The sequence below is a fragment of the Sphingobacterium sp. UBA7631 genome, from assembly GCF_002483935.1.
In the GTDB taxonomy this organism is placed as follows: Bacteria; Bacteroidota; Bacteroidia; order Sphingobacteriales; family Sphingobacteriaceae; genus Sphingobacterium; species Sphingobacterium multivorum.
This window is the reverse complement of the sequence record NZ_DLIX01000008.1, coordinates 272,076-292,175: the sequence shown is the minus strand read 5'-3', so window position 1 is coordinate 292,175 and position 20,100 is coordinate 272,076. Positions and strand designations below refer to the sequence as shown.

The window sequence follows — 20,100 nt, the reverse complement described above, 5'->3', positions numbered from 1 at the left end:
GGTCAAATTTCTGTTAAGCGTTTAAAACTATTGTTGTGGCATTAAAACTTCCATTTTATCTGCAAAATGCGCACAGTAATCACGCAAGTCGCCAATAACCTTTTCTGCCATTGGATCACCGCCTGAAGAACGGATAAAGGAGTCGCCCAATGTTTGAAGTGTTTCGTAGAAAAAACGTTTCATCTCATCGTAAGGCATATCTTTAGTCCAAAGATCGATACGCATTGAATTTTTATAATGTGAATCCCATAGGGCTAAAAACATGGCTTTTGCAGGTAATTCCTCCGCATTATTTCCATCTGTAGACGACCACATGATATTTTCAGGCACGTTGTTTTCATCTAACGCTACCTGTAATTTTATTTCAGCTTTTTTCATTTTAATATTATTGAGCTATTTTTATTGAGCTATGTTTTTTGAAACAGAGACTATATTTGTCATCGATTTACAACCTAACTCGTCTTTATTTTTAAATTTTACCTTTTACCCAAAGGTAACTTTAACAATTAAACTGGTGACACAAACGACTATCAAAAATGCCAATTGTAATAACCACATTTTTTTATTTGGCTTTACAAAGACCCTAAATACAATATCAATGACGGTCAATATCAACAACAATAGGATAAATGCACCCCATGTAAATAAGGCCTTTTCATCATTGGGGTTTTCCATAACAAACCAGGCAACAAGGCATGCACTAGCGATATTTAGTGGTGTAAAGCGCACAATAAATTAACGTTTTTTAAAATTACGATTTGCTCCCCCCGATTTTCCACCTGCAGATTTACTTTTACTTTTTGCTCTTGGTTTAAATCCCGAAGCTCGTTGTGCCTCGCGCACTTCTTTCTGTTTGATAACGTATTTTTTCTCGTGAAAAGCACCTTGGAAATCAGGATCATCTTTTCGCTTTTGATTATCAATCTCGCGCGCAATATCCTGTTTTTCATGAAAAGGTGTTTTCTCGATAAAGACATCCTCTGGGAGTGCGTGCACAGGGATACTTTGCTTGATCAATTTTTCGATTTTGCGAACATAATATTTCTCGGCCTCATTACAGAACGTGATGGCGTCCCCCTCATTGAACGCTCGCCCGGTACGTCCAATACGATGTACGTAATCTTCAATAACAATAGGTACTTCAAAGTTGATCACATGGCTTACATTAGAAACATCAAGTCCTCGCGCCGCCACATCCGTTGCGACCAAAATCCGGATATTTCCTTCCTTAAATGCATTAATAGAATTGATGCGCGTGTTCTGGCCTTTATTGGCATGAATAACACGAACCTCATCTTTACCATATTTGCGTTCCAAAAAGTGGAAAACATTATCTGCTACCTGCTTTGTTTTACAGAAAACAATCAATCGGCTAAACGCTTCATCATCTTTTAGGAGATGTTGAAGTAAATTCAATTTTGTCTTTTGGTTGGGAACGATATAGAGCGCCTGGCTTACCGTCTTCGCTGGTGTAGCTTGTTCGGACACTTCAATAACCGTCGGAAATGCTAAGAAATCGCCTGCAATTTTGCGGACAAGCTCACTCATTGTTGCTGAGAACAGTAAGTTCTGCCGTTTGCGTGGCACAATTTCAAGCACGCGATGGATCTTACTGATAAAGCCCATATCCATCATCTTATCGGCCTCATCTAAGACCAAAAATTTAAGTGACTTAACGCCAATATGTCCTTCCAGGTACAGGTCCAAAAATCGACCCGGAGTTGCAACGATAATATCCACTCCTTTTTCGAGTGCTTCTATTTGAGTTTTTGGCCCTAATCCACCATAAAGTACCACTGAACGCAAATCAAGATAAGTAGAAAACAGTTTAATATTTTCTTCGATTTGCATGGCCAATTCCCTCGTTGGTGTCAAAATCAACGCACGCGCATCATTTCCCTGAGCATACTTAAGCTTCATCAGCATGGGCAAAACGAACGCCGCCGTTTTTCCAGTTCCAGTCTGAGCGATACCCATCACATCCTGACCGGCCAATATTGGCGTAATTGCCTTTTCCTGGATCTCTGTCGGTTGTTGATACCCCGCCTCCGCTATCGCATTTAAGATCTGTTTATTGAATTTAAAATTTTCAAATGATTGCTGCATCTTGCAAAGATAAGGAAAAGAGTCCATTTGACTTTCCTTGACAACCAATACGGTACACATTTACTTTCAATTGACATAAAAATTGGCAAAAAGCATATTATAAAGTCTAATATTTTGGTTTTTAAGAGAATTAAAGCATTTTTGTACTGTATAAACAAACTTTTTATCAGGTTGATATGAAAAAATTATGGATGTGTTTGTTGTTCATCACAACAAGCTTTGCTGCATTTGCCGATGAGGGAATGTGGTTTTTAATGTATCTAAAGCGTCTGAATGAGTCAGATATGCAGAAAAAAGGACTTCGCTTAAGTGCCGAAGAAATCTACAGCATTAACCACTCTAGCTTAAAGGATGCAATCGTACAATTCAATGGTGGCTGCACCGCTGAGATCGTTTCTGATCAAGGATTGGTATTCACCAACCATCACTGTGGATATGGTGCTATTGCGGAACTTTCTACACCCGAAAATGATCATTTAACAAATGGTTTCTGGGCCAAATCCAAAAATGAAGAGTTAAAACCTAAGTCTCTATCGGTTCGCTTTTTTGTGCGTATGGATGATGTTTCAAAACGAATCTTAGGTTTGGTCAACAACAACATGTCTGAAGATGAACGTAAAAAGATCATCGCTGCTGAGACTGCTAAAATCCAAAAGGAAAATAGCGAAAATGGCAAGTATGTGGTTGAAGTAAAATCGTTCTACCAAGGCAATGAGTACTATTATTTTGTATACCAAGATTACAATGACGTTCGGTTGGTGGGCACGCCTCCAAATAGCATCGGTAAATTTGGTGGTGATACCGATAACTGGGAATGGCCCCGTCATACCGGAGATTTCTCGATTTTCCGCGTATATGCTGATAAAAATGGTAATCCCGCAGAGTATACACAAGATAATGTTCCTTTGAAACCGAAACATTTCCTACCTGTCAGCTTAAAAGGTGTTCAAGAAGGAGATTTTGCAATGATCTTAGGATATCCAGGTCGCACCAATCGTTGGATGCCTTCTGGTGGCATCAACCAAAATGTTAAATTCGCTTATCCAGCTTGGGTAGAAGCTTCTAAAACAGGTATGGATGCCATGAAAAAATTCATGGACCAAGACCAGGCAGTCAAATTGAACTACGCTTCGAAATACTCTCAAGTAGCGAATTACTGGAAAAACCGTCAAGGAATGATTGACGCTTTGACATTACATAAAACGGCGGAAGCGAAAGCAAAAGACGAAGCTAAATTTGACAAATGGGCAAATAAAGCTGCTAACAAAGCAGAGTACGGTGATGTCATCAAAACAATCAACGAATTTTATGCTTCGACAAACGAGAAAGCTAGACATGACAATTATTTAATGGGCATGCTGCGTTCTAGCGCAATGGCAGCGTTACCGTATACAATCGGATCCGGTTTAGAAGTTTATGCTGCTGGAGATGAAGCAAGAAGAAATGCTATTCTTCCTCGTTTAAAGTCGGCCATCGATGCAGGTTATGAAAAAATGTATATGCCGCTTGAAGAGCAGGTATTGATTGACGAATTGAATCTTTACGCTAAAAAAGCAGGAAATATTGCACCATATATTGCAGAATTGGCGGCTAAAAACAATGGCGATTTTACGGGGTATGTCAAAGAATCTGTGAAGAACAGCATCTTCGCTTCAGCGGAACGTTTGAACAATTATCTGGCTACCCCTAACGCTGAAATCTTAGCCAATGATCCATTGTATAAACTTTCTTCGGCCCTACTTAACAGATACCGTCAAGTAGATCCTAGCTGGAAAGCACAAGACGACAAATTTGATGGTGCTTATCGCAAATATGTTGCTGGTGTATTGGCTTCTAATCCAAAAGGTAAATTCTATCCGGATGCGAACAGTACTTTACGTTTAACTTACGGCTCGATCAAAGGCTTACCACAAGACCCGCGTAACGATGCTGACAAGAACTTTTACACGACGTTAAAAGGTACTATTGCAAAATACAAAAAGGGCGACGAGGAGTTTGATTTGCCACAGCGTTTGATGGATCTGTACAATAATAAGGACTATGGCCGCTATGCAGACAAAAAAGGACATTTACCAGTAAACTTCCTAAGTGACAATGACATAACAGGCGGAAACTCAGGTTCACCAGTGATAAATGGCAACGGTGAATTAATTGGCCTAGCTTTTGATGGTAACATTGAAGCAATGGCTGGCGATGTGATCTTCGACCATAAGCTACAACGTACAATTTCAGTTGATATCCGTTATGTATTATTTATCATCGATAAATTTGCAGGTGCAACTAACATTATTGACGAACTTAAGATTGTTGAATAGTTTTTTTTAAGCTTTTTCGATAAAAAAAAACGAAATTTATTTTCTATTTGATTCGTTTTTGTATATTTAAGGAGTGTTTAGGAAAAACCATAAAAACTAAAATTATAATTATAAAAAAATGGAAAACTACGTAAAATTAAAAGAGTTAGTAGCTTCTATCGAAGCTGATGCAGACAAGTTCTTCAACAATGGTAATTCTGCAGCTGGTACACGTGTACGTAAAGGATTACAAGAAATCAAAACCTTAGCACAAGAACTTCGTAACGAAGTTACTGCTAAGAAAAACGACGGAAAATAGTTTTTTTTCGAAGTTAGACATAAAAAGGGCCTTTCAAATGAAAGGCCTTTTTTGTTGGCTTTTACAGAAATGTACAGGCCATCACCAAATTATAAATCTTAATACCCAGGTAATCACCGAAAGAGGACTTCAGTTTATCATAAACCTGCTGCCTGGTCAAGGGTTTATCTTTCTTTTTCAACAATGTTGCCGATGAAGGATTTACAGCGCCCAATTCCACCTTTGTCGCAAACATATTGTAATGTAGTTCTGGAACGGCCAAACCAAGGATCATCCCCGGTAATCCATTAAAGGCCGAAGGACCTCCTGAAACAGGGATTTGATCCGTATAAAAAGCAACGGCATAGATGGAATCCAATACAAGTCCATTGGCCCTGCGGCAGGGATAACCTGCAATTTCACGGTACTCATTCGTAATTTTCCACTTGATCTTCAATGTCGAATCCGCCACGACAACCCTTTCCCCACCTAACTCAAAGACAGAATTAAAGGCTTTACTTTTCAGATTCTGATAGCCACTTATCCCCGACTCAAAAATTCCAGAGCGCATCAAGCCACTAACAACGTCCAAATACTCTTCAGCAATATGCTCATAGAGCACCTCATCATTGGAGAAGGTCAGTTTCTTTTTCAACACCTGATTTTCGGGAATCTGCCCCATCATTTCTTTGATGGAGTTTCGTGTATCCTCGTCTTTTGCATAAGTTGCATAGCGTTTGAGGAGGTTTTTAAGAAACACAGTCTTGTCATACGTAATTGTTCCTTGTGTAGGAAAATAAGCATATTGTCCAACAGCTGTAGCTCCCCAGAAAAAGAACAGCAATAGGACGAGTAAATTTTTGATATCTTTCATTTTATTTCGATTTTACGAGCATTTTATTTATTTCCCAAGTGAGCTTAACCATATAATATCTACTGATTGTATTGTATCGGCGTTCGGTCAGTAGTGTTCCATTTTGACTTCTGTCAAAACCCACATTCTGTTTGAAGAGGTCATTAACCATAAAGGTCAATTCGAGCTTTTCATCTTTTCGGAATTTTTTTGACAATGCAGGGCTCAGCACAAATCGTTCAAATTTTTTACTGTACACCGCCGTGGGTGCCTGATACGTATAGCTAAAATCTGCCCGCACAATAAATTTAGCCGGAAGAAAATACTTTAGGTTTCCTTCAGATGAAAACGTAAATCCCTTACTATCTTCCATTGCACCGATGGAATTGTCTTGTATAAGATATCCTGGAGACAATTCAATACCAAAGTCCAAGCCTTTGGTGGTCGATCGCTGTAGACTATAATTGATCGCATAACGCTGCACTTTGGCATTCGCCAAAACAGTATTGACATAGTTATAATTGTTGCTGAAAGATACCGATGGACCGCCACCATGTCTCAATTGAATTTTTTTCCATAATTTGCCGTAATACATTGGCCTGATGCTAATTTGATTATTGCTGTTATGATTCAAATTTCCCCAGACAAATGTCGTCTTGCCCAATGAATCAATCGTTGTATTTTGCACCAAAGCATTGTTGGTACGTGATGCACTCAAAAATATACCTATAAACTTATCTTCCAACACGGAATACGTTCTAAAGCTTAGATTCAAATTATTGGTGTAGGAGGGTTTCAAATTTTCATTACCTAGATATTCATTCAAAGGGTCCAAATTCGACCGGAGTGGCTGGATCTGATTCAAAGAAGGCAAACCATTGGTACCCTGATATTCCAGATTGATCGATTTATTTTTTTGTATTTCATAATTAACATTAGCCACCGGATTATAGACAAAAAAAGATCGTGAGAGTCTCGAATTTTCCATCCGGTTTAACTGTGACAGATTACTGTTTTCGAACTTATTCGAGACATTGATCACTAGCTTTTCCAGGGGTTTATAATTAATTGCGAAATTATAGGTGTTTTTTATCGTTTTATATAAGAAATCATTGCTATACAAACTATCTAGCCTATCAAAAGTACCGGTATGCTGATTTTTATCGAAAGATCTAACTGCGTTGTTATTTCTGTTGAGATTCAATCCATATTCAAAAGAAAGGATCATCTTTTTTGAAATCGGTTCGGAATAAGCGAATTCACCGCCCGTGGAAAAAGAGCTGTTTTTCACAAATTTCTTCTGGTCGAGAGTCGAATCTCTTTCAGCATTCCCTTCTTTGTAAAATTTGAGTTTAGAAAACAAATCTTGCTCACCATCCTGTTTATTACCTGATGTAAAATAGTTGAATGATAACGAACGGCCTTTCTTTTTAAAACGTCTTACATAGAGTGCTGAGGCATTATACTGTTCTGACTTAGAATCGTTCGTAAACTTCCGCATGTTATTGTTGATCTTTTGATCAAATTGATTTACAGTAGTTGATTGTGTCTCTGAAGAACTATTATCATGTCTTTTGTTTGCACCTGCCCAGACCGTTAAATCCGACATGGAATCGACCTTAAATTCATATTTCAAACCAATATTATGCTTTCTGTTCTCATTTGACGCCAATGTGCTGCTATTGCTAGTCAATATCGTGTCGCGTGCCGCATTGCGCGTAAACACACTGCGATCCAGATCAACATCAGATCGGATATGCTTATAGTCGATCCGCCAAGCATGTTTTTTGTTAGCGGTTTTATCCGAATATAAAAATCCTGTATTCAAGGATTTGGGAATACCTTCGCCATTAAAATTATCACCGCCATCGTAATCTCCCCCCATACTATTCACTTCATCATAGCTGAGACCGGTCTTCCCGGTATTGCTTGCAATCAAATAAGCCGAAGCTTTAAACGATTGATTAAAATAGTTCAAAAAGCCCTGTCCAGCGTAGAATTTATCGCTACCTCCACCGACATCAACTTTTCCGAATATTCCGCGTCTAGCTTCCTCTTTTAGTTTCACGTTGATTGTCTGTGTACGTTCACCGTCATCAATTCCTGTTTTCTCAGCCTTATCAGACTTCTTTTCATAAACCTGAATTTTATCAACCATATCAGAACGAATATTCCGGCTTACTAAAATGGGATCGTCACCAAAGAACTCTTCCCCGTCAACAAGCATTTTCTTCACTGTTTTTCCTTGGGCAGTAATTTTTCCAGAGGCATCGACGGTAATCCCAGGTAAGACTTTCAACAAATCTTCAACTTTGGCGTTCTTTTCCACTTTAAAACTTCCAGCATCATATTCCGTTGTGTCCCCCTTGATACTAATGGGCACCCGTCCCATTACAATGACTTCCTCCAGCAAGGTTGCGCTGCTGGTCATTCCAATAGATAGGTTATTGTAATGCTGCCCTGGCAAGATCTCCGCGTAATATTCACCATACTTCGGATAGGTTACAATGATAAAATATTGTCCCGTATCTGGTCGCTCAAGAGAGAACTTACCTTGTTCATCTGAACGGGTAAAATTGGTCAAAATAGAATCTTTGGCAGTTAACAACATAATTGTTGCATTATGCAGCTTAAGCTGATCCTTTACATCACTGATTTTTCCTTCAATTCGCGATTGAGCATGAACTATTCCGCAGAAACAGAATAAAAGAAGTAAAAGTAGTTGCCCCACTCTTTTCATAATATGGTTTTGGATAGTATATAATTATATAAATAATAAAATTCGTGCACAAAACTAATATTTTGTTTCAGTTAATTTCAGTTTATCCCAAAAAAAATACAAGCAATAAAAAGGTATTAAAAAATAAAACAAACAATTGACTAACAATGCAATACAAACTAAAAACCATAAAAAAAGCTCTTCTTTTGAAGAGCTTTTTTATCTAAACAGTTAGAAATATGCAACATATTGTATAAACAGCATGCTGTGATCTTTATAAATTGCCAAGTTCCATAATAAATTGAACAGTTTCTTTATTCATGTGTTGAGACAGCACACTTGTAATCTGATCTGTCATGGCCTTTCTTGTCATTCGTTTGACTTTGGTATTCTCGAATTTCTTTTTGTCCATCACTACGGTGTTGCTGAGTTCAACTTTTGTTGCAAAATAGGAAACGTGCTGACTAGGTACAACCAAGCCTAAAATCATTCCGGGGAGACCATTGATGGACTCTGGGCCACCACTGATCGGAATTTCATTGCAGTAATATCCAATGACATAAATGGAATCCGGTGTAATACCATTGGCTCTCCTGCAATTGTACCCAGCGATCTCACGGTATTCATCGGTGATTTTCCATTTGATACGCTTCATGGAATCCTGAACAATAATTTTTTCACCTACAATATCATTGTATCTCAAAAAAGATCGGTTGGACATATTTGAAAGTGTGGATGCATCAAAGTCTAGCGCAAGCATCATAATATACTGCTTAATCTCCGCATCCAGGCTCTCGTCTTTTACCGACTCAAACAAAGTCTCCGTGGTATTAAATTTCATAGACTTCTTTAACACGGCACTTTCTGGTAATCTCGGTATTATACGCTCAAAAAATTGTTTTGAGTTATCATCGGCTTTAGCGATGAATTTTTTACTTACGATATTCTTCATATACATCGTCTTATCGTAGGAAATAGTTCCCGATCGACCAAACAACGTATACTGTGCTTTAAGACCAAAGGCTGAACAACAGAAGAAGAGAAAAAAGATATATTTTAACATTGTATTTCGCTTAATATTTTATAAAAACATTTTTGTAAAATCCCATGATAGTTTAAGCATATAATATCTGCGTATCGTATCATATCGACGTTGCGTAAAGACAGAAGTCGATGCCGAACGACTAAAGCCCTTGTTTTGGTTAAGAACATCATTGATCATAAAATCCAACACCAACGATTCATTTTTCAAGAATTTCTTGCTTACACCCGGATGCAACAAAAACTGCTCAAACTTCTCATCAAAAGCTTTGGTCGCTGCCTCATAGGAGTAGGTATAATTCGTGTAAACCTTAAATGTTTTGTTGAAGAAATACTCCACACTTCCGTTGGAAGCGAATACGAAACCATTGCTATTGGTATTGCGTTCCAAACTTGATTTCATCAAACGATATTGTGGACTAAAGTTCAGGTCAAAATTTAAACCTGTCTTGGTATCTCTTTTAAAATTATACGTAAAATTAAAGTTCGTCGTATTTACTTTATTCAATTGGTGATTGAACATGTTATAGTTGTCACTCATATTCACATAAAACTGTGGCGAGTTGGACAAGCCAAGTTTTTTGCTCAACTTGAAATAAACTCCAGACCATACGTTCAGCGAAGTATTTGTCTTACCATCAACATTATTCCAAGTATATGTATTGATTCCTTTTAGTGTATCGATATTCTGCGTAATCGGATTCTTTTCGGTAGAAATATTACCGCCGACATACACGTAATTCCCGGTCAACACACGGAACGAATTATAATTCAGATTCAATGAATTTCTAAAAGAAGGTTTTAGGTTTTCATTTCCCAAATAGCGATTAATCTGGTCTGAGTTGTCTAATATCGGTTGGATCTGGCTCAAAGAAGGCAATTGATTTTTACCGGTATAATTCATCCATAACCCCTTAGTTTTTGTAAAGGAATAGCCTGCACTTACATTTGGATTGTAAGTAAAGTAACTTCTTGTAATCCCCTCGCTTGTATAGTTATTGAACTGTTTCAATTTGTCATTATTGAAATTATTAGCCACCGTGAACTTAAATTTTTCAGTTGTATGGACTATAGCCAATTTGTACCTATTGCTGCTTCTATCAAAATCATAGTTATTACTGAAACGACGATCCAATTGCGTGTAATTTCCCTCTCCATCCTTATTGAAAGACTCCACGATGGAACTACTATTACTTTGCTCAATTCCAGTTCCCACAACAAGGTTCCAAATTTTGGACAAAGGTTCGGTATAGGAAATTGAAGCGCTTAGCACATCACTTGTATTGTTACGTACCTTACTTTGATCTGTAGTTGAATCTGTTTTTAAGCTATAATTTCTCAGGTCAGAATTTAAATGCCCAGTACCTTTCATTTCATTTCTTTTCCATTGACCATCAAATGTAAAAGAACGTCCCTTTTTCTTGAATTTATGGGTAAAATAGGTACTCAAGTTGAACTCGTTGATATTATTTTTCACCAATTCCCTTGTATTCTCGGCAATGGTTGTGTCTGCGTTTTGGCCAAACTGATAAGCTTCACGTTTGTTATCTGACCAAAGATTCTTTCTTGATGCTCCACCTCGTATGGTTAGGAGATTTAACGAATCTAATTTCAGGTCATATTTCAGATTCGCACGATGCTGGTCATTTTCGGAATCTATATTCTTCACCGATTTGTTATTGATCAAACCTGTTGTAATCGTCTCATCATTTCCATCACTCCTCAATCTTCCGTATTTATAGTTAATGTTGACTGTATGTTTATCTTTATCAAATTTATCCGAGAAGTTAACGCCCGAATTTATGGCTTTAGGTACACCAATAACTCCTTGTCCAGAAAAAGGATCCGTAAAATTAGACCAGCTCATCGATCCGTCATCACCATAGGATACACCTGAATCACCACCATACTTTTGGGCATCCTGCCAGTTCATGCTCGTGGTACCATTATTACCGAAAAGCCCATAAACTGATATTTTTTGCGAACCCTTAAACTTGTTCAACATCAATTGCCCCATATAGTAGTCGTCGGTTCCACCACCAAGAAGCGCTTTTCCGAACATGCCATTTTTAGAGCCTTCTTTTAGCTTTACATTGATAGTTTGCTCACGCTGACCATCATCCACTCCTGTTCGCTCTGCCTGCTCGGATTTTTTCTCGTAAACCTGAACTTTATCCACCATATCCGATCGGATGTTGCGCGTTACCAGCGTCGGATCATCGCCAAAAAATTCCTCGCCGTCTACCAATACTTTTTTGACTGTTTTACCTTGTGCAGTAATCTTTCCAGATGCATCAACCGTGATGCCGGGCAAAGCTTTCAACAGGTCTTCAACTTTGGCATTCTTCTCAACTTTAAAACTGCCGGCGTCATATTCAGTGGTATCACCTTTAATGGTGATTGGGATACGGCCCGTAACGATGACTTCTTGTAATAATGTAGCTGTGTTTGTTAGACCAATAGCCAATTTGGAATAATCCACACCGGATTGGATCTCCGTATAAAAATCACCATACTTGGGGTAACTCACAATAAGCACATAAGATCCTGTATCGGGCTTGGCTAAGGAAAATAGACCATTTTCATCAGACCGGGTAAAGCCTGTTAATATAGAATCTTTAGCAGTCAATAGCATAACTGTTGCGTCTGATAACTTTAGTTGGTCCTTTACATCACTTATTTTTCCAGCAATCTTGGATTGACCCAAAGCCAGACCAGGAATAGCAAAAATGAAAAATAAGAGCATTTGTAAAACTCTTTTCATAAAATTGTTGGATAGTAAATTAATATCAATATAACATTAGTAGATAAAACCAATGTTTTGTTACAGTAAATTTAATTTTATTTCTAAAAAAACTAATTTTGGCCCACGCCCCCACTATTTGAACGAAATAGGAAGTCCTTTGTACAAAAACTCAGGTCCTATACCTTTACTCAAAAAAAGATTTTTTGCTAGACTTGATAATGTTTTTTCTGTTGCATATTGATCAACCGCCACAACTGCAGACAAAAGAAGCATATCAATAGGGCAAAAGATATTTGACAAGCTATCGCACTATAATTTTTAAGATCCGGGGTTATATCTGCAACTTCAATTTTGGCCATCAGATAATTATTTAACAGGATTCCGCAAACAGTCCCAAGGAGAAAAAATGTAATCGCATACTTTTTATTTGACAGGGCTTTTTCTTTATCTTTCTCAAGCGCTAAGATGCTGCCCATGATCCGTTGTTCAAAATCGTCGAATGGCATTTCTATTTTGCTCATTTGCATAACCCTTCTGAATTTTTCCTGCTGCTTATCCATAATACTCTGCTTTTTTAATTAACTGACTCAAGATGATCTGCATATTTTTACGGGCCCGGTGTAAGATCACTTTTGTATTTGCCAATGTCCAGCCCATAATTTCCTGAATTTCATCCATAGACTGTTCTTCTAAATAAAATAAACGTAATGCAACAGACTCCCGGGCGGGCAGGATAGTGAGTGCATCGTTGATCATTTCTTTTCTTTCATGCGCGATTATTTCATCCAATACAGAATCCTCATGCGATGTGTCATGGTGGGAAAGATCAAAATTGACCAGGTCCAGTTTCTTATGTCGAACGGCATTAAAAGCCACATGCACCACAATCCGGTAAAACCAGGTACTAAATTTAGATTTCCCTTTAAAGGAAGACAGCGATTGATAGCATTTTATAAATGCATCCTGAACGGCATCTTCTGCCAAATGCTCTTCCTTCACAATAGAAAGAGCGACAGAAAATGCCATATCCTTATACGTTTTTATAAAATAACGATAAGACTCCACATCACCTGACAGAACTTTTCGAATATAGATTTCATCCATTGGCGGGTTAAATATCGCGTTTTTTATCCAATCGGTTAGCAATTATCATCGCAACTCCTGCAGAAATAATCAAAATTGCTACGGCAAGTGAATCTGGCAAGTCTGTATTGATATAGTTATCCAAAATCCCGACAATGAACAGGCCTACTCCGATACCAAGGACCAAAATTCCGGGTTTTTGCCAATCCAAAGACTCCTTTTTCCTACTTTCGCTAGGTAGGTGTACTGTGGCACTTCGATAACGCATAATAAAATAAACACACAAGGTAATACACGTAAATAATCCGACGCCCAAAACGGCTGCTACTGATTGCTTTTCCATAATTATTTGAATTAGTTTTTACATTAGTCACGGCTATTCCCGAAAAGGTTACAACAAATTGAGTTAAATGTCTCGATTTGTGTAAATTTGTTTCAAACACAAACAATATGCAAAACATTAAAGAATATGTAGAAGCAAACAAGCAACGTTTTTTAGATGAGTTGTTTGATTTATTGCGTTTACCATCAGTAAGTGCCGATCCTAAATTTAAAGGAGATGTGGAAAAGACTGCTGACTTTGTTGCTCAGAAATTGCGTGAAGCCGGAGCCGACAATGTAGAAGTCTGTCCTACCGCTGGTAATCCAATCGTTTATGGAGAAAAAATTATCGATCCGGCACTTCCTACAGTGTTGACATATGGTCACTACGATGTACAACCTGCTGATCCTTACGAGCTGTGGGATACCCCTCCTTTCGAACCGACGGTCCGTGATGGCAAAATTTATGCACGTGGTTCTGCCGATGATAAAGGTCAGTTTTATATGCATGTAAAAGCCTTCGAATACATGATTAAAAATGATGCTTTAGCATGTAACATCAAATTTATGATTGAGGGTGAAGAGGAAGTAGGCTCAGTCAATTTGGGCACGTTTGTTAAAGAAAATACAGAGAGACTGAAAGCAGATGTTATCGTTATTTCTGATACCTCGATGATCAGCATGGAGCAACCTTCTTTAGAAACTGGCTTACGCGGCCTTTCTTATGTTGAAGTTGAAGTTACGGGGCCTAATAGAGATTTACACTCCGGCGTATATGGTGGAGCAGTAGCCAATCCGGCGACGATATTAGCAAAACTGATTGCATCATTACATGACGAAAACAATCATATCGCTATCCCTGGATTTTATGATGATGTTGTCGAATTGACTGCCGAAGAACGCAAAGCATTAAATGAAGCACCTTTTGACATTGAAGAATACAAAACAGACCTGGGTATCCAAGATATCTGGGGAGAAAAAGGTTTCACAACATTAGAACGCACCGGTATTCGACCAACCTTGGAGGTAAATGGTATCTGGGGTGGTTATATCGGTGAAGGCGCCAAAACAGTACTTCCATCAAAAGCGAATGCGAAAATCTCCATGCGTCTTGTACCAAACCAAAACTCTCACCGTATTACGGAGCTTTTCAAAAAACATTTTGAATCTATTGCACCAGATTATGTGAAAGTTGAAGTAAAGCCCCATCATGGTGGTGAGCCTGTCGTGACACCGACCGACAGCATTGCTTACAAAGCTGCAGAGAGAGCGCTACATGAAACATTTGGTGTTCAACCGATCCCAACTCGGGGTGGCGGATCTATTCCAATCGTTGCTCTTTTTGAGGAAGTATTGGGTTTAAAAACAGTACTTCTAGGCTTCGGTTTGGATAGTGACAACCTGCACTCGCCAAATGAAAAATATGGTATTGAGAATTACCTAATGGGAATTTCAACAATACCTTTATTTCATAAATATTACGCGGAACTAAGCAAATAATTTAGTTTTTCATTAGATAAAGGGTTATTTTTAAATTTTAGAAATAACCCTTTATCGTTTTATGGATTTTGACTTCCGCTTAATTGTATTTTACACTTCTGCTCAGCACCTTAACTTCACCAAAACGGCCGCTGCCCTTTTTATCTCGCAACCAGCAGTAAGCAAAAACATCCAAGAACTAGAAAAGAAACTTGGCGTACCACTCTTCGAAAGAAAGGGTAACAATCTTAATTTAACCGATTCAGGTCAAATTCTTTATAAATATGCCCAACAGATTATCAATCTATACAATCAGGCGGGCCAAGAAATACAGGAATTGCAAGAAGGACGAAAAGGAAATCTGGTGTTGGGAGCCAGCACAACCATCTCCCAATATGTTTTACCCGCTCTACTTGCTGATTTTCTATCCCAATACCCCAACAACCGTATTCAGTCTTTTCAATCCAATAGCCGCAGTATTGAGGAACAGCTTATTGATAAAACATTGGATTTAGGTATCACGGAGGGGTCTACCGACAACCGGGCCCTGAAATACATTCCTTTTATGAAGGATGAACTGGTTCTTGTCACAAATAGCCAAAACCCACTATTAGATCAATTAAAAAATCCAGTATTATCCGATATCACACGCTTACCTTTGGTACTACGCGAGCAGGGCTCGGGTACACGAACAATTATTGAGAACGCACTAAAAGATAACCGCATCAATCTATCCGAAGTACAGATAGAAATGATCTTACCTTCAACAGAGAGTATCAAAGGCTACCTTGCCCGTCGCAACAGCTTTGCTTTTTTGTCAATTCATACGGTGCAAAAAGAAGTGTTAAATAATTTATTGACCATTGTCGATATTCCACAATTGACAATAGAACGTTACTTCTATTTTACCCATTTATATGGAGGACTTGCCGGTACGCCCAACCAGTTTCTGCAATTCTGTCTACGGCAAAACTTCAAGTTATAACCAAATGTTATGTCTCATAAACAAACTTCGTTTTAATTCCAGGTTGGAGCCGCATAGATTTGTACAAATGAATTAGCGGAATGGATTATAAAAAACTTACAAATTACTTAAAGGCACTCAGCTGGATCATCGTCGCATTGGTCATTACTTGTACAACTTTATGTGTGTTTCCACTCAAACATGAGAATCGGAAAAACCGAGCAGATGCTATTGATATACACAACGACTCCCTTATTACACACGTTTCCCAATTTAAGGAAATCTCCTTCAAAGATAGCCCCGAAGGTGAAATGGCCAGTTATGGTGAAAAGCTAATTAAAAACACATACGATTATTTTTATGATGGTGAAGTCAAGATTGGAAACAAGCTGGCCTGTAGCAGCTGCCATCTTAATGGCGGCACAAAGGCTTTTGCTGCTCCTTACGTCGGGCTCACCAATGTCTTTCCAACCTATATTGGACGAGAAAATAAGATTGAATCACTTGAAGAGCGCATCAATGGTTGTTTTGAGCGGAGTATGAATGGTCGAGCTATTCCCGAAAACAGCAAGGAAATGAGGGCTATTGTCACCTATATCAAGAACATCAGCGTGAATACAGTTAATAAAGGTCGGTTGGCAGGCCAAGGATTTATAAAAATGGATATTCCCAACCGTGCGGCGGACCTGAAACATGGTCAAGTGGTCTTTGAGAACAAATGTGCCAGTTGTCATGGACGAGATGGGCAGGGGCTGCCTCAAACAGCTGGCAAAGGATATCAATATCCACCCTTATGGGGTAAAGACAGCTACAATGATGGCGCGGGGATGGCACGATTGCTTACCGCGGCCCGTTTTATCAAAGCGAATATGCCTTTAGGCGCAACTTATGATGCACCTCAGTTGAAAGACGACGAAGCCTATGATGTGGCGGCGTATATCAATTCTTTCGATAGACCTCAAAAAACAGATAAGCAATTGGACTATCCTAATCTAAGCAAAAAGCCCAAAGATAGCCCCTATCCACCTTATGCCGATAACATTAGTATAGAACAACATAAACTCGGACCTTTTAATTTTTAAACATACATATCCCTTTAAATCAATAATAAATATGAAAAAACAATTTACAATCGCTTGTATTTTATTAGCGATAATGACTATTCAAGCGAAAGCACAGGACAATAAATTGTTGCTCGATAACCATCAATACAGCGGTGCCGTTGCGAAGAAAAAAGCGTATAAAGCTATCTATCAACTGGACAGCAATGATCCAAAAACAATTGAAAAAGCAATTCGCAATATTAACAATGTCTTGAAGGACCCGCGATTAAAAGGACGTTTACAAATTGAACTGGTTGCATTTTCTGGCGGTACCGAAGCCTACCTAAAAAAGAACAGCCAATACGAGAAACCCTTGAAAGATCTCGTCGAGAAAGGCGTTATCGTAGCGCAATGCCTGAATACGTTGGAAGAGAAACATATTGCCAAAGAAGAGCTATTTGATTTTATAGGTTATGTTCCTAGCGGAAATGGTGAATTAATCTTACGCGCAAATGAAGGTTGGGTTATCGTTAAACCATAGTATAATGAGAAATTTTCTACTGCTTGGTCTAACAATAGCATTATTGGGTGTCCAGGAAATTAAGGCACAAGAACATCGTTTTGATCCGCCCTGGAATACTCCACCAGAATCGGCGCTAAATTTTACGGTACCTGGGATAGACAATATTCCAGATTTATATGGTGATATCGAGAATCCGCAGCTTACCGTTTTTTTCGCTGGCAATCAATTTATGGTCGTCGATGATCTACTCGCATCATTCAAACAAGAATACCCACAATACGAACGTATTTTTGTTGAAACACTGCCACCAGGCATTTTAGCCAAGCAGATTAAAGTCGGTTCAATTACGATAGGCAATCTACGCATTACGCATAAACCCGATATTTACACGGCGAGTAAACGGGCGATCAACGAAATGGCAGATTATTTTAGCCATACGCAGGTGTATTGCTATAACAATATCTGTTTGATGGTTCCAAAAGGAAATCCCGCTAATATCAGCACATTGAATGATCTGGGGAATGACAAAGTTCGTATCAGCATGCCTAATCCCCAATGGGAAGGAATTGGGGAGCAGATCAAAGCATCCTATAGAAAAGCCGGGGGCGAACAACTCGTCAAAAAAATCATGGAAGATAAGGTCAACGACGGCAGCACTTATCTGACTAAGATCCACCATCGCGAAAGCCCCATGCGTGTATTGTATGGACAGGCTGATGCGGCTCCAGTTTGGGCTTCTGAAGTCGTTTATCAAAAACTAATTGGCCATCCTGTCGAAGGGATTACCATTCCTGATGCGCAAAATACAACCGCAACTTACGTTGCTGCAAAATTGAAAAACGCACCGCATACGCAGGCTGCAGATGACTTTTTAAAATTCATGGACTCGCCAACAGCCAAGCGTATTTACAAGAAGTATGGTTTTACAGTAGACTAAAAAAGAAAATGGATAATTAATTATCCATTTTCTTTTTTTACTTTAGGTCAAAATTAGTTGACTTGTATGATCCTATTGCTCAAAAAACTCCATCGGTATTGGTATTTTATCAGCGTTCTACTTGTTTTTCTTCTGTTTTTCCCTTACATCTATTTTTTAGCACGACGTCCCGAAAAAAATTATGCTCGGATTGCCCGTATGCGACGCTGGGTATCAGTTGGTGGTTCGGCCTTAGCTGGTGTATTTTTTAAGGTGAGCTATGAATCAAAAATAGATTGGAACCGTTCCATGGTATTGTGTCCCAATCATACTTCGGTCTTGGATATAACAGCCCTTACCTACTTGTGCCCAGCTCCTTTTTCATTTATTGGAAAAGCTTCCCTGCTTAAAAACCCGGTTACACGCATTTTTTTCAAAACAATAGATATCCCGGTCACAAGAAGAAGTAAAGTATCTTCTTTCAAGGCTTTTCATCGTGCCAATGAACTCGTCCGAAGCGGAAGAAGTGTGGTTATCTTCCCAGAAGGAAAAATCGACGATAGTTTCCCCCCACAGATTCACGCATTTAAATCCGGAGCCTTTCGAATTGCTATTCAGAATGACGTTCCCACAGTACCAATTATTATTGAAAATGCCTGGGATATCTTTTTCGATGACGGCTCGAAAAGAGGATCTCGGCCGGGAATAGTTAAAATACATGTATTCAAGCCGATAGAGACTAAAGATTTTAACGATGATAATGCATCGGAACTAGAAAAAGTTGTATATGACAAAATGCATTCCTATTGGATTATGAAGAATAAATCGTATTTTCATAACCTAGAGAACCTCCAAAAAATATGTCAGGAAAGATCTTAATCGAAATCAAGGATATTGCCAGAGAGTACCAAATTGGTGCAGAAACAATTCATGCCTTAAGCTCCGTTACACTCAACATCAATAAAGGAGAATTTGTTGCCTTAATGGGGCCTTCAGGATCAGGCAAGTCCACGTTAATGAACATTCTCGGTTGCTTGGATACCCCTAGCCGGGGAGAATATATCCTCAACGGGATTAATGTGAGTGACATGACTGACGATGAACTCGCCGAAGTAAGAAACAAAGAAATTGGTTTTGTCTTTCAAACGTTTAACCTATTACCAAAGAATACAGCACTTGAAAATGTTGCACTTCCCCTAATTTATGCGGGCTATAATAAAGTTAAACGTGAGGAAAAAGCTACTGCAGCATTGGAAAGTGTCGGCTTAGGACATCGTATGGATCATAGGCCGAACGAGCTCTCAGGAGGACAACGACAACGTGTGGCTGTTGCAAGAGCGTTGATCAACGATCCATCCATTATACTTGCCGATGAGCCAACAGGAAACCTTGATACCAAAACGTCTATTGAAATTATGGGTCTACTGGAAGAAATTCACTCCAAGGGCAATACCATTATCCTAGTGACTCATGAAGAGGATATCGCATTACATGCACACCGTATTGTACGCATGCGAGATGGCTTGATCGAAAATGATTATCCAAATCCTGATATTAAATCCGTGTCCCCAAGACTTAATGCGTTAAACGAAAAGGGAAGTGATTTTGAGAATATCTAAAAATATTATAACGTTAAAAATCAACTACTTACATTAAAACCACAAAAATAACACGTGATTTACTTGCTTAAGTTAAATTAAATCATAGTTTTGCG

Annotated in this window: 18 protein-coding genes; 9 read left to right on the top strand and 9 right to left on the bottom strand. The window is 38.6% G+C overall.

From position 1 onward, the window contains the following. Positions 1–27: 27 nt before the first annotated feature. Both gldC and B3P16_RS15775 read right to left on the bottom strand, forming a co-directional pair. Positions 28–378, bottom strand: a complete 351-nt coding sequence (gldC, locus tag B3P16_RS15780) for a gliding motility protein GldC (RefSeq protein ID WP_046674054.1) — start codon at positions 376–378, stop codon at positions 28–30. Between the two features lie 357 nt (positions 379–735). Further along, positions 736–2,106 carry a DEAD/DEAH box helicase gene (locus B3P16_RS15775; RefSeq protein ID WP_070562365.1) on the bottom strand — a complete coding sequence of 457 codons (1,371 nt, stop codon included), beginning with the start codon at positions 2,104–2,106 and terminating at the stop codon, positions 736–738. A gap of 176 nt (positions 2,107–2,282) precedes the next feature. Here B3P16_RS15775 and B3P16_RS15770 point away from each other — a divergent pair, with 176 nt between their 5' ends. Both B3P16_RS15770 and B3P16_RS15765 read left to right on the top strand, forming a co-directional pair. Then, positions 2,283–4,421: a S46 family peptidase gene (locus B3P16_RS15770; RefSeq protein WP_286843501.1), complete on the top strand. Its 2,139-nt coding sequence runs from the start codon at positions 2,283–2,285 to the stop codon at positions 4,419–4,421. A gap of 118 nt (positions 4,422–4,539) precedes the next feature. Then, on the top strand, positions 4,540–4,719 hold the full coding sequence (locus tag B3P16_RS15765; protein WP_070562307.1) for a histone H1: 180 nt from the start codon (positions 4,540–4,542) through the stop codon (positions 4,717–4,719). A 61-nt stretch (positions 4,720–4,780) separates the two neighbouring features. Here the strand turns inward: B3P16_RS15765 and B3P16_RS15760 are convergent, their stop codons facing one another. The 7 genes from B3P16_RS15760 to B3P16_RS15730 all read right to left on the bottom strand — a co-directional run bounded on the left by B3P16_RS15760 (position 4,781) and on the right by B3P16_RS15730 (position 13,483). Next, the gene (locus tag B3P16_RS15760) at positions 4,781–5,572 is read right to left on the bottom strand and encodes a GLPGLI family protein (protein ID WP_286802805.1); all 792 of its coding nucleotides are present in this window, start codon (positions 5,570–5,572) and stop codon (positions 4,781–4,783) included. A gap of 1 nt (position 5,573) precedes the next feature. Beyond that, positions 5,574–8,291, bottom strand: a complete 2,718-nt coding sequence (locus B3P16_RS15755; RefSeq protein ID WP_201639731.1) for an outer membrane beta-barrel protein — start codon at positions 8,289–8,291, stop codon at positions 5,574–5,576. A gap of 253 nt (positions 8,292–8,544) precedes the next feature. After that, on the bottom strand, positions 8,545–9,333 hold the full coding sequence (locus B3P16_RS15750) for a GLPGLI family protein (RefSeq protein WP_070562299.1): 789 nt from the start codon (positions 9,331–9,333) through the stop codon (positions 8,545–8,547). Between the two features lie 18 nt (positions 9,334–9,351). Next, positions 9,352–12,075 carry an outer membrane beta-barrel protein gene (locus tag B3P16_RS15745; RefSeq protein WP_201639732.1) on the bottom strand — a complete coding sequence of 908 codons (2,724 nt, stop codon included), beginning with the start codon at positions 12,073–12,075 and terminating at the stop codon, positions 9,352–9,354. Positions 12,076–12,263: 188 nt separating this feature from the next. Then, on the bottom strand, positions 12,264–12,617 hold the full coding sequence (locus B3P16_RS15740) for a hypothetical protein (protein WP_115047277.1): 354 nt from the start codon (positions 12,615–12,617) through the stop codon (positions 12,264–12,266). After that, positions 12,610–13,161, bottom strand: coding sequence for an RNA polymerase sigma factor (locus B3P16_RS15735; protein WP_070562291.1), 552 nt, complete (start codon positions 13,159–13,161; stop codon positions 12,610–12,612). Before B3P16_RS15735 ends, B3P16_RS15740 begins: the two co-directional genes overlap by 8 nt. A 7-nt stretch (positions 13,162–13,168) precedes the next feature. After that, positions 13,169–13,483, bottom strand: coding sequence for a hypothetical protein (locus tag B3P16_RS15730; protein ID WP_139144912.1), 315 nt, complete (start codon positions 13,481–13,483; stop codon positions 13,169–13,171). Positions 13,484–13,590: 107 nt separating this feature from the next. On the opposite strand from B3P16_RS15730, the gene B3P16_RS15725 reads away from it, so the two are divergent. The 7 genes from B3P16_RS15725 to B3P16_RS15695 all read left to right on the top strand — a co-directional run bounded on the left by B3P16_RS15725 (position 13,591) and on the right by B3P16_RS15695 (position 20,005). Next, positions 13,591–14,961: a dipeptidase gene (locus B3P16_RS15725; protein WP_286843498.1), complete on the top strand. Its 1,371-nt coding sequence runs from the start codon at positions 13,591–13,593 to the stop codon at positions 14,959–14,961. Between the two features lie 61 nt (positions 14,962–15,022). After that, on the top strand, positions 15,023–15,925 hold the full coding sequence (locus B3P16_RS15720; RefSeq protein ID WP_286843496.1) for a LysR family transcriptional regulator: 903 nt from the start codon (positions 15,023–15,025) through the stop codon (positions 15,923–15,925). Positions 15,926–16,005: 80 nt separating this feature from the next. After that, positions 16,006–16,986, top strand: coding sequence for a c-type cytochrome (locus tag B3P16_RS15715; RefSeq protein ID WP_070562279.1), 981 nt, complete (start codon positions 16,006–16,008; stop codon positions 16,984–16,986). 31 nt (positions 16,987–17,017) lie between these two features. Continuing rightward, positions 17,018–17,488: a DsrE family protein gene (locus B3P16_RS15710; RefSeq protein WP_070562276.1), complete on the top strand. Its 471-nt coding sequence runs from the start codon at positions 17,018–17,020 to the stop codon at positions 17,486–17,488. Positions 17,489–17,492: 4 nt separating this feature from the next. Beyond that, a complete protein-coding gene (locus B3P16_RS15705) occupies positions 17,493–18,407 on the top strand; it encodes a substrate-binding domain-containing protein (RefSeq protein WP_070562273.1) in 915 nt (304 codons plus the stop codon). A 66-nt stretch (positions 18,408–18,473) separates the two neighbouring features. Further along, positions 18,474–19,265 carry a lysophospholipid acyltransferase family protein gene (locus B3P16_RS15700; RefSeq protein ID WP_286843495.1) on the top strand — a complete coding sequence of 264 codons (792 nt, stop codon included), beginning with the start codon at positions 18,474–18,476 and terminating at the stop codon, positions 19,263–19,265. Further along, positions 19,247–20,005, top strand: a complete 759-nt coding sequence (locus B3P16_RS15695; RefSeq protein ID WP_112373780.1) for an ABC transporter ATP-binding protein — start codon at positions 19,247–19,249, stop codon at positions 20,003–20,005. Before B3P16_RS15700 ends, B3P16_RS15695 begins: the two co-directional genes overlap by 19 nt. Positions 20,006–20,100: the final 95 nt, after the last annotated feature.

Coding starts and splice junctions, on each gene's coding strand:
- gldC (WP_046674054.1), bottom strand. CDS start 378: ATGAAAAAAGCTGAAATAAAATTACAGGTAGCGTTAGATGAAAACAAC.
- B3P16_RS15775 (WP_070562365.1), bottom strand. CDS start 2,106: ATGCAGCAATCATTTGAAAATTTTAAATTCAATAAACAGATCTTAAAT.
- B3P16_RS15770 (WP_286843501.1), top strand. CDS start 2,283: ATGAAAAAATTATGGATGTGTTTGTTGTTCATCACAACAAGCTTTGCT.
- B3P16_RS15765 (WP_070562307.1), top strand. CDS start 4,540: ATGGAAAACTACGTAAAATTAAAAGAGTTAGTAGCTTCTATCGAAGCT.
- B3P16_RS15760 (WP_286802805.1), bottom strand. CDS start 5,572: ATGAAAGATATCAAAAATTTACTCGTCCTATTGCTGTTCTTTTTCTGG.
- B3P16_RS15755 (WP_201639731.1), bottom strand. CDS start 8,291: ATGAAAAGAGTGGGGCAACTACTTTTACTTCTTTTATTCTGTTTCTGC.
- B3P16_RS15750 (WP_070562299.1), bottom strand. CDS start 9,333: ATGTTAAAATATATCTTTTTTCTCTTCTTCTGTTGTTCAGCCTTTGGT.
- B3P16_RS15745 (WP_201639732.1), bottom strand. CDS start 12,075: ATGAAAAGAGTTTTACAAATGCTCTTATTTTTCATTTTTGCTATTCCT.
- B3P16_RS15740 (WP_115047277.1), bottom strand. CDS start 12,617: ATGGATAAGCAGCAGGAAAAATTCAGAAGGGTTATGCAAATGAGCAAA.
- B3P16_RS15735 (WP_070562291.1), bottom strand. CDS start 13,161: ATGGATGAAATCTATATTCGAAAAGTTCTGTCAGGTGATGTGGAGTCT.
- B3P16_RS15730 (WP_139144912.1), bottom strand. CDS start 13,483: ATGGAAAAGCAATCAGTAGCAGCCGTTTTGGGCGTCGGATTATTTACG.
- B3P16_RS15725 (WP_286843498.1), top strand. CDS start 13,591: ATGCAAAACATTAAAGAATATGTAGAAGCAAACAAGCAACGTTTTTTA.
- B3P16_RS15720 (WP_286843496.1), top strand. CDS start 15,023: ATGGATTTTGACTTCCGCTTAATTGTATTTTACACTTCTGCTCAGCAC.
- B3P16_RS15715 (WP_070562279.1), top strand. CDS start 16,006: ATGGATTATAAAAAACTTACAAATTACTTAAAGGCACTCAGCTGGATC.
- B3P16_RS15710 (WP_070562276.1), top strand. CDS start 17,018: ATGAAAAAACAATTTACAATCGCTTGTATTTTATTAGCGATAATGACT.
- B3P16_RS15705 (WP_070562273.1), top strand. CDS start 17,493: ATGAGAAATTTTCTACTGCTTGGTCTAACAATAGCATTATTGGGTGTC.
- B3P16_RS15700 (WP_286843495.1), top strand. CDS start 18,474: ATGATCCTATTGCTCAAAAAACTCCATCGGTATTGGTATTTTATCAGC.
- B3P16_RS15695 (WP_112373780.1), top strand. CDS start 19,247: ATGTCAGGAAAGATCTTAATCGAAATCAAGGATATTGCCAGAGAGTAC.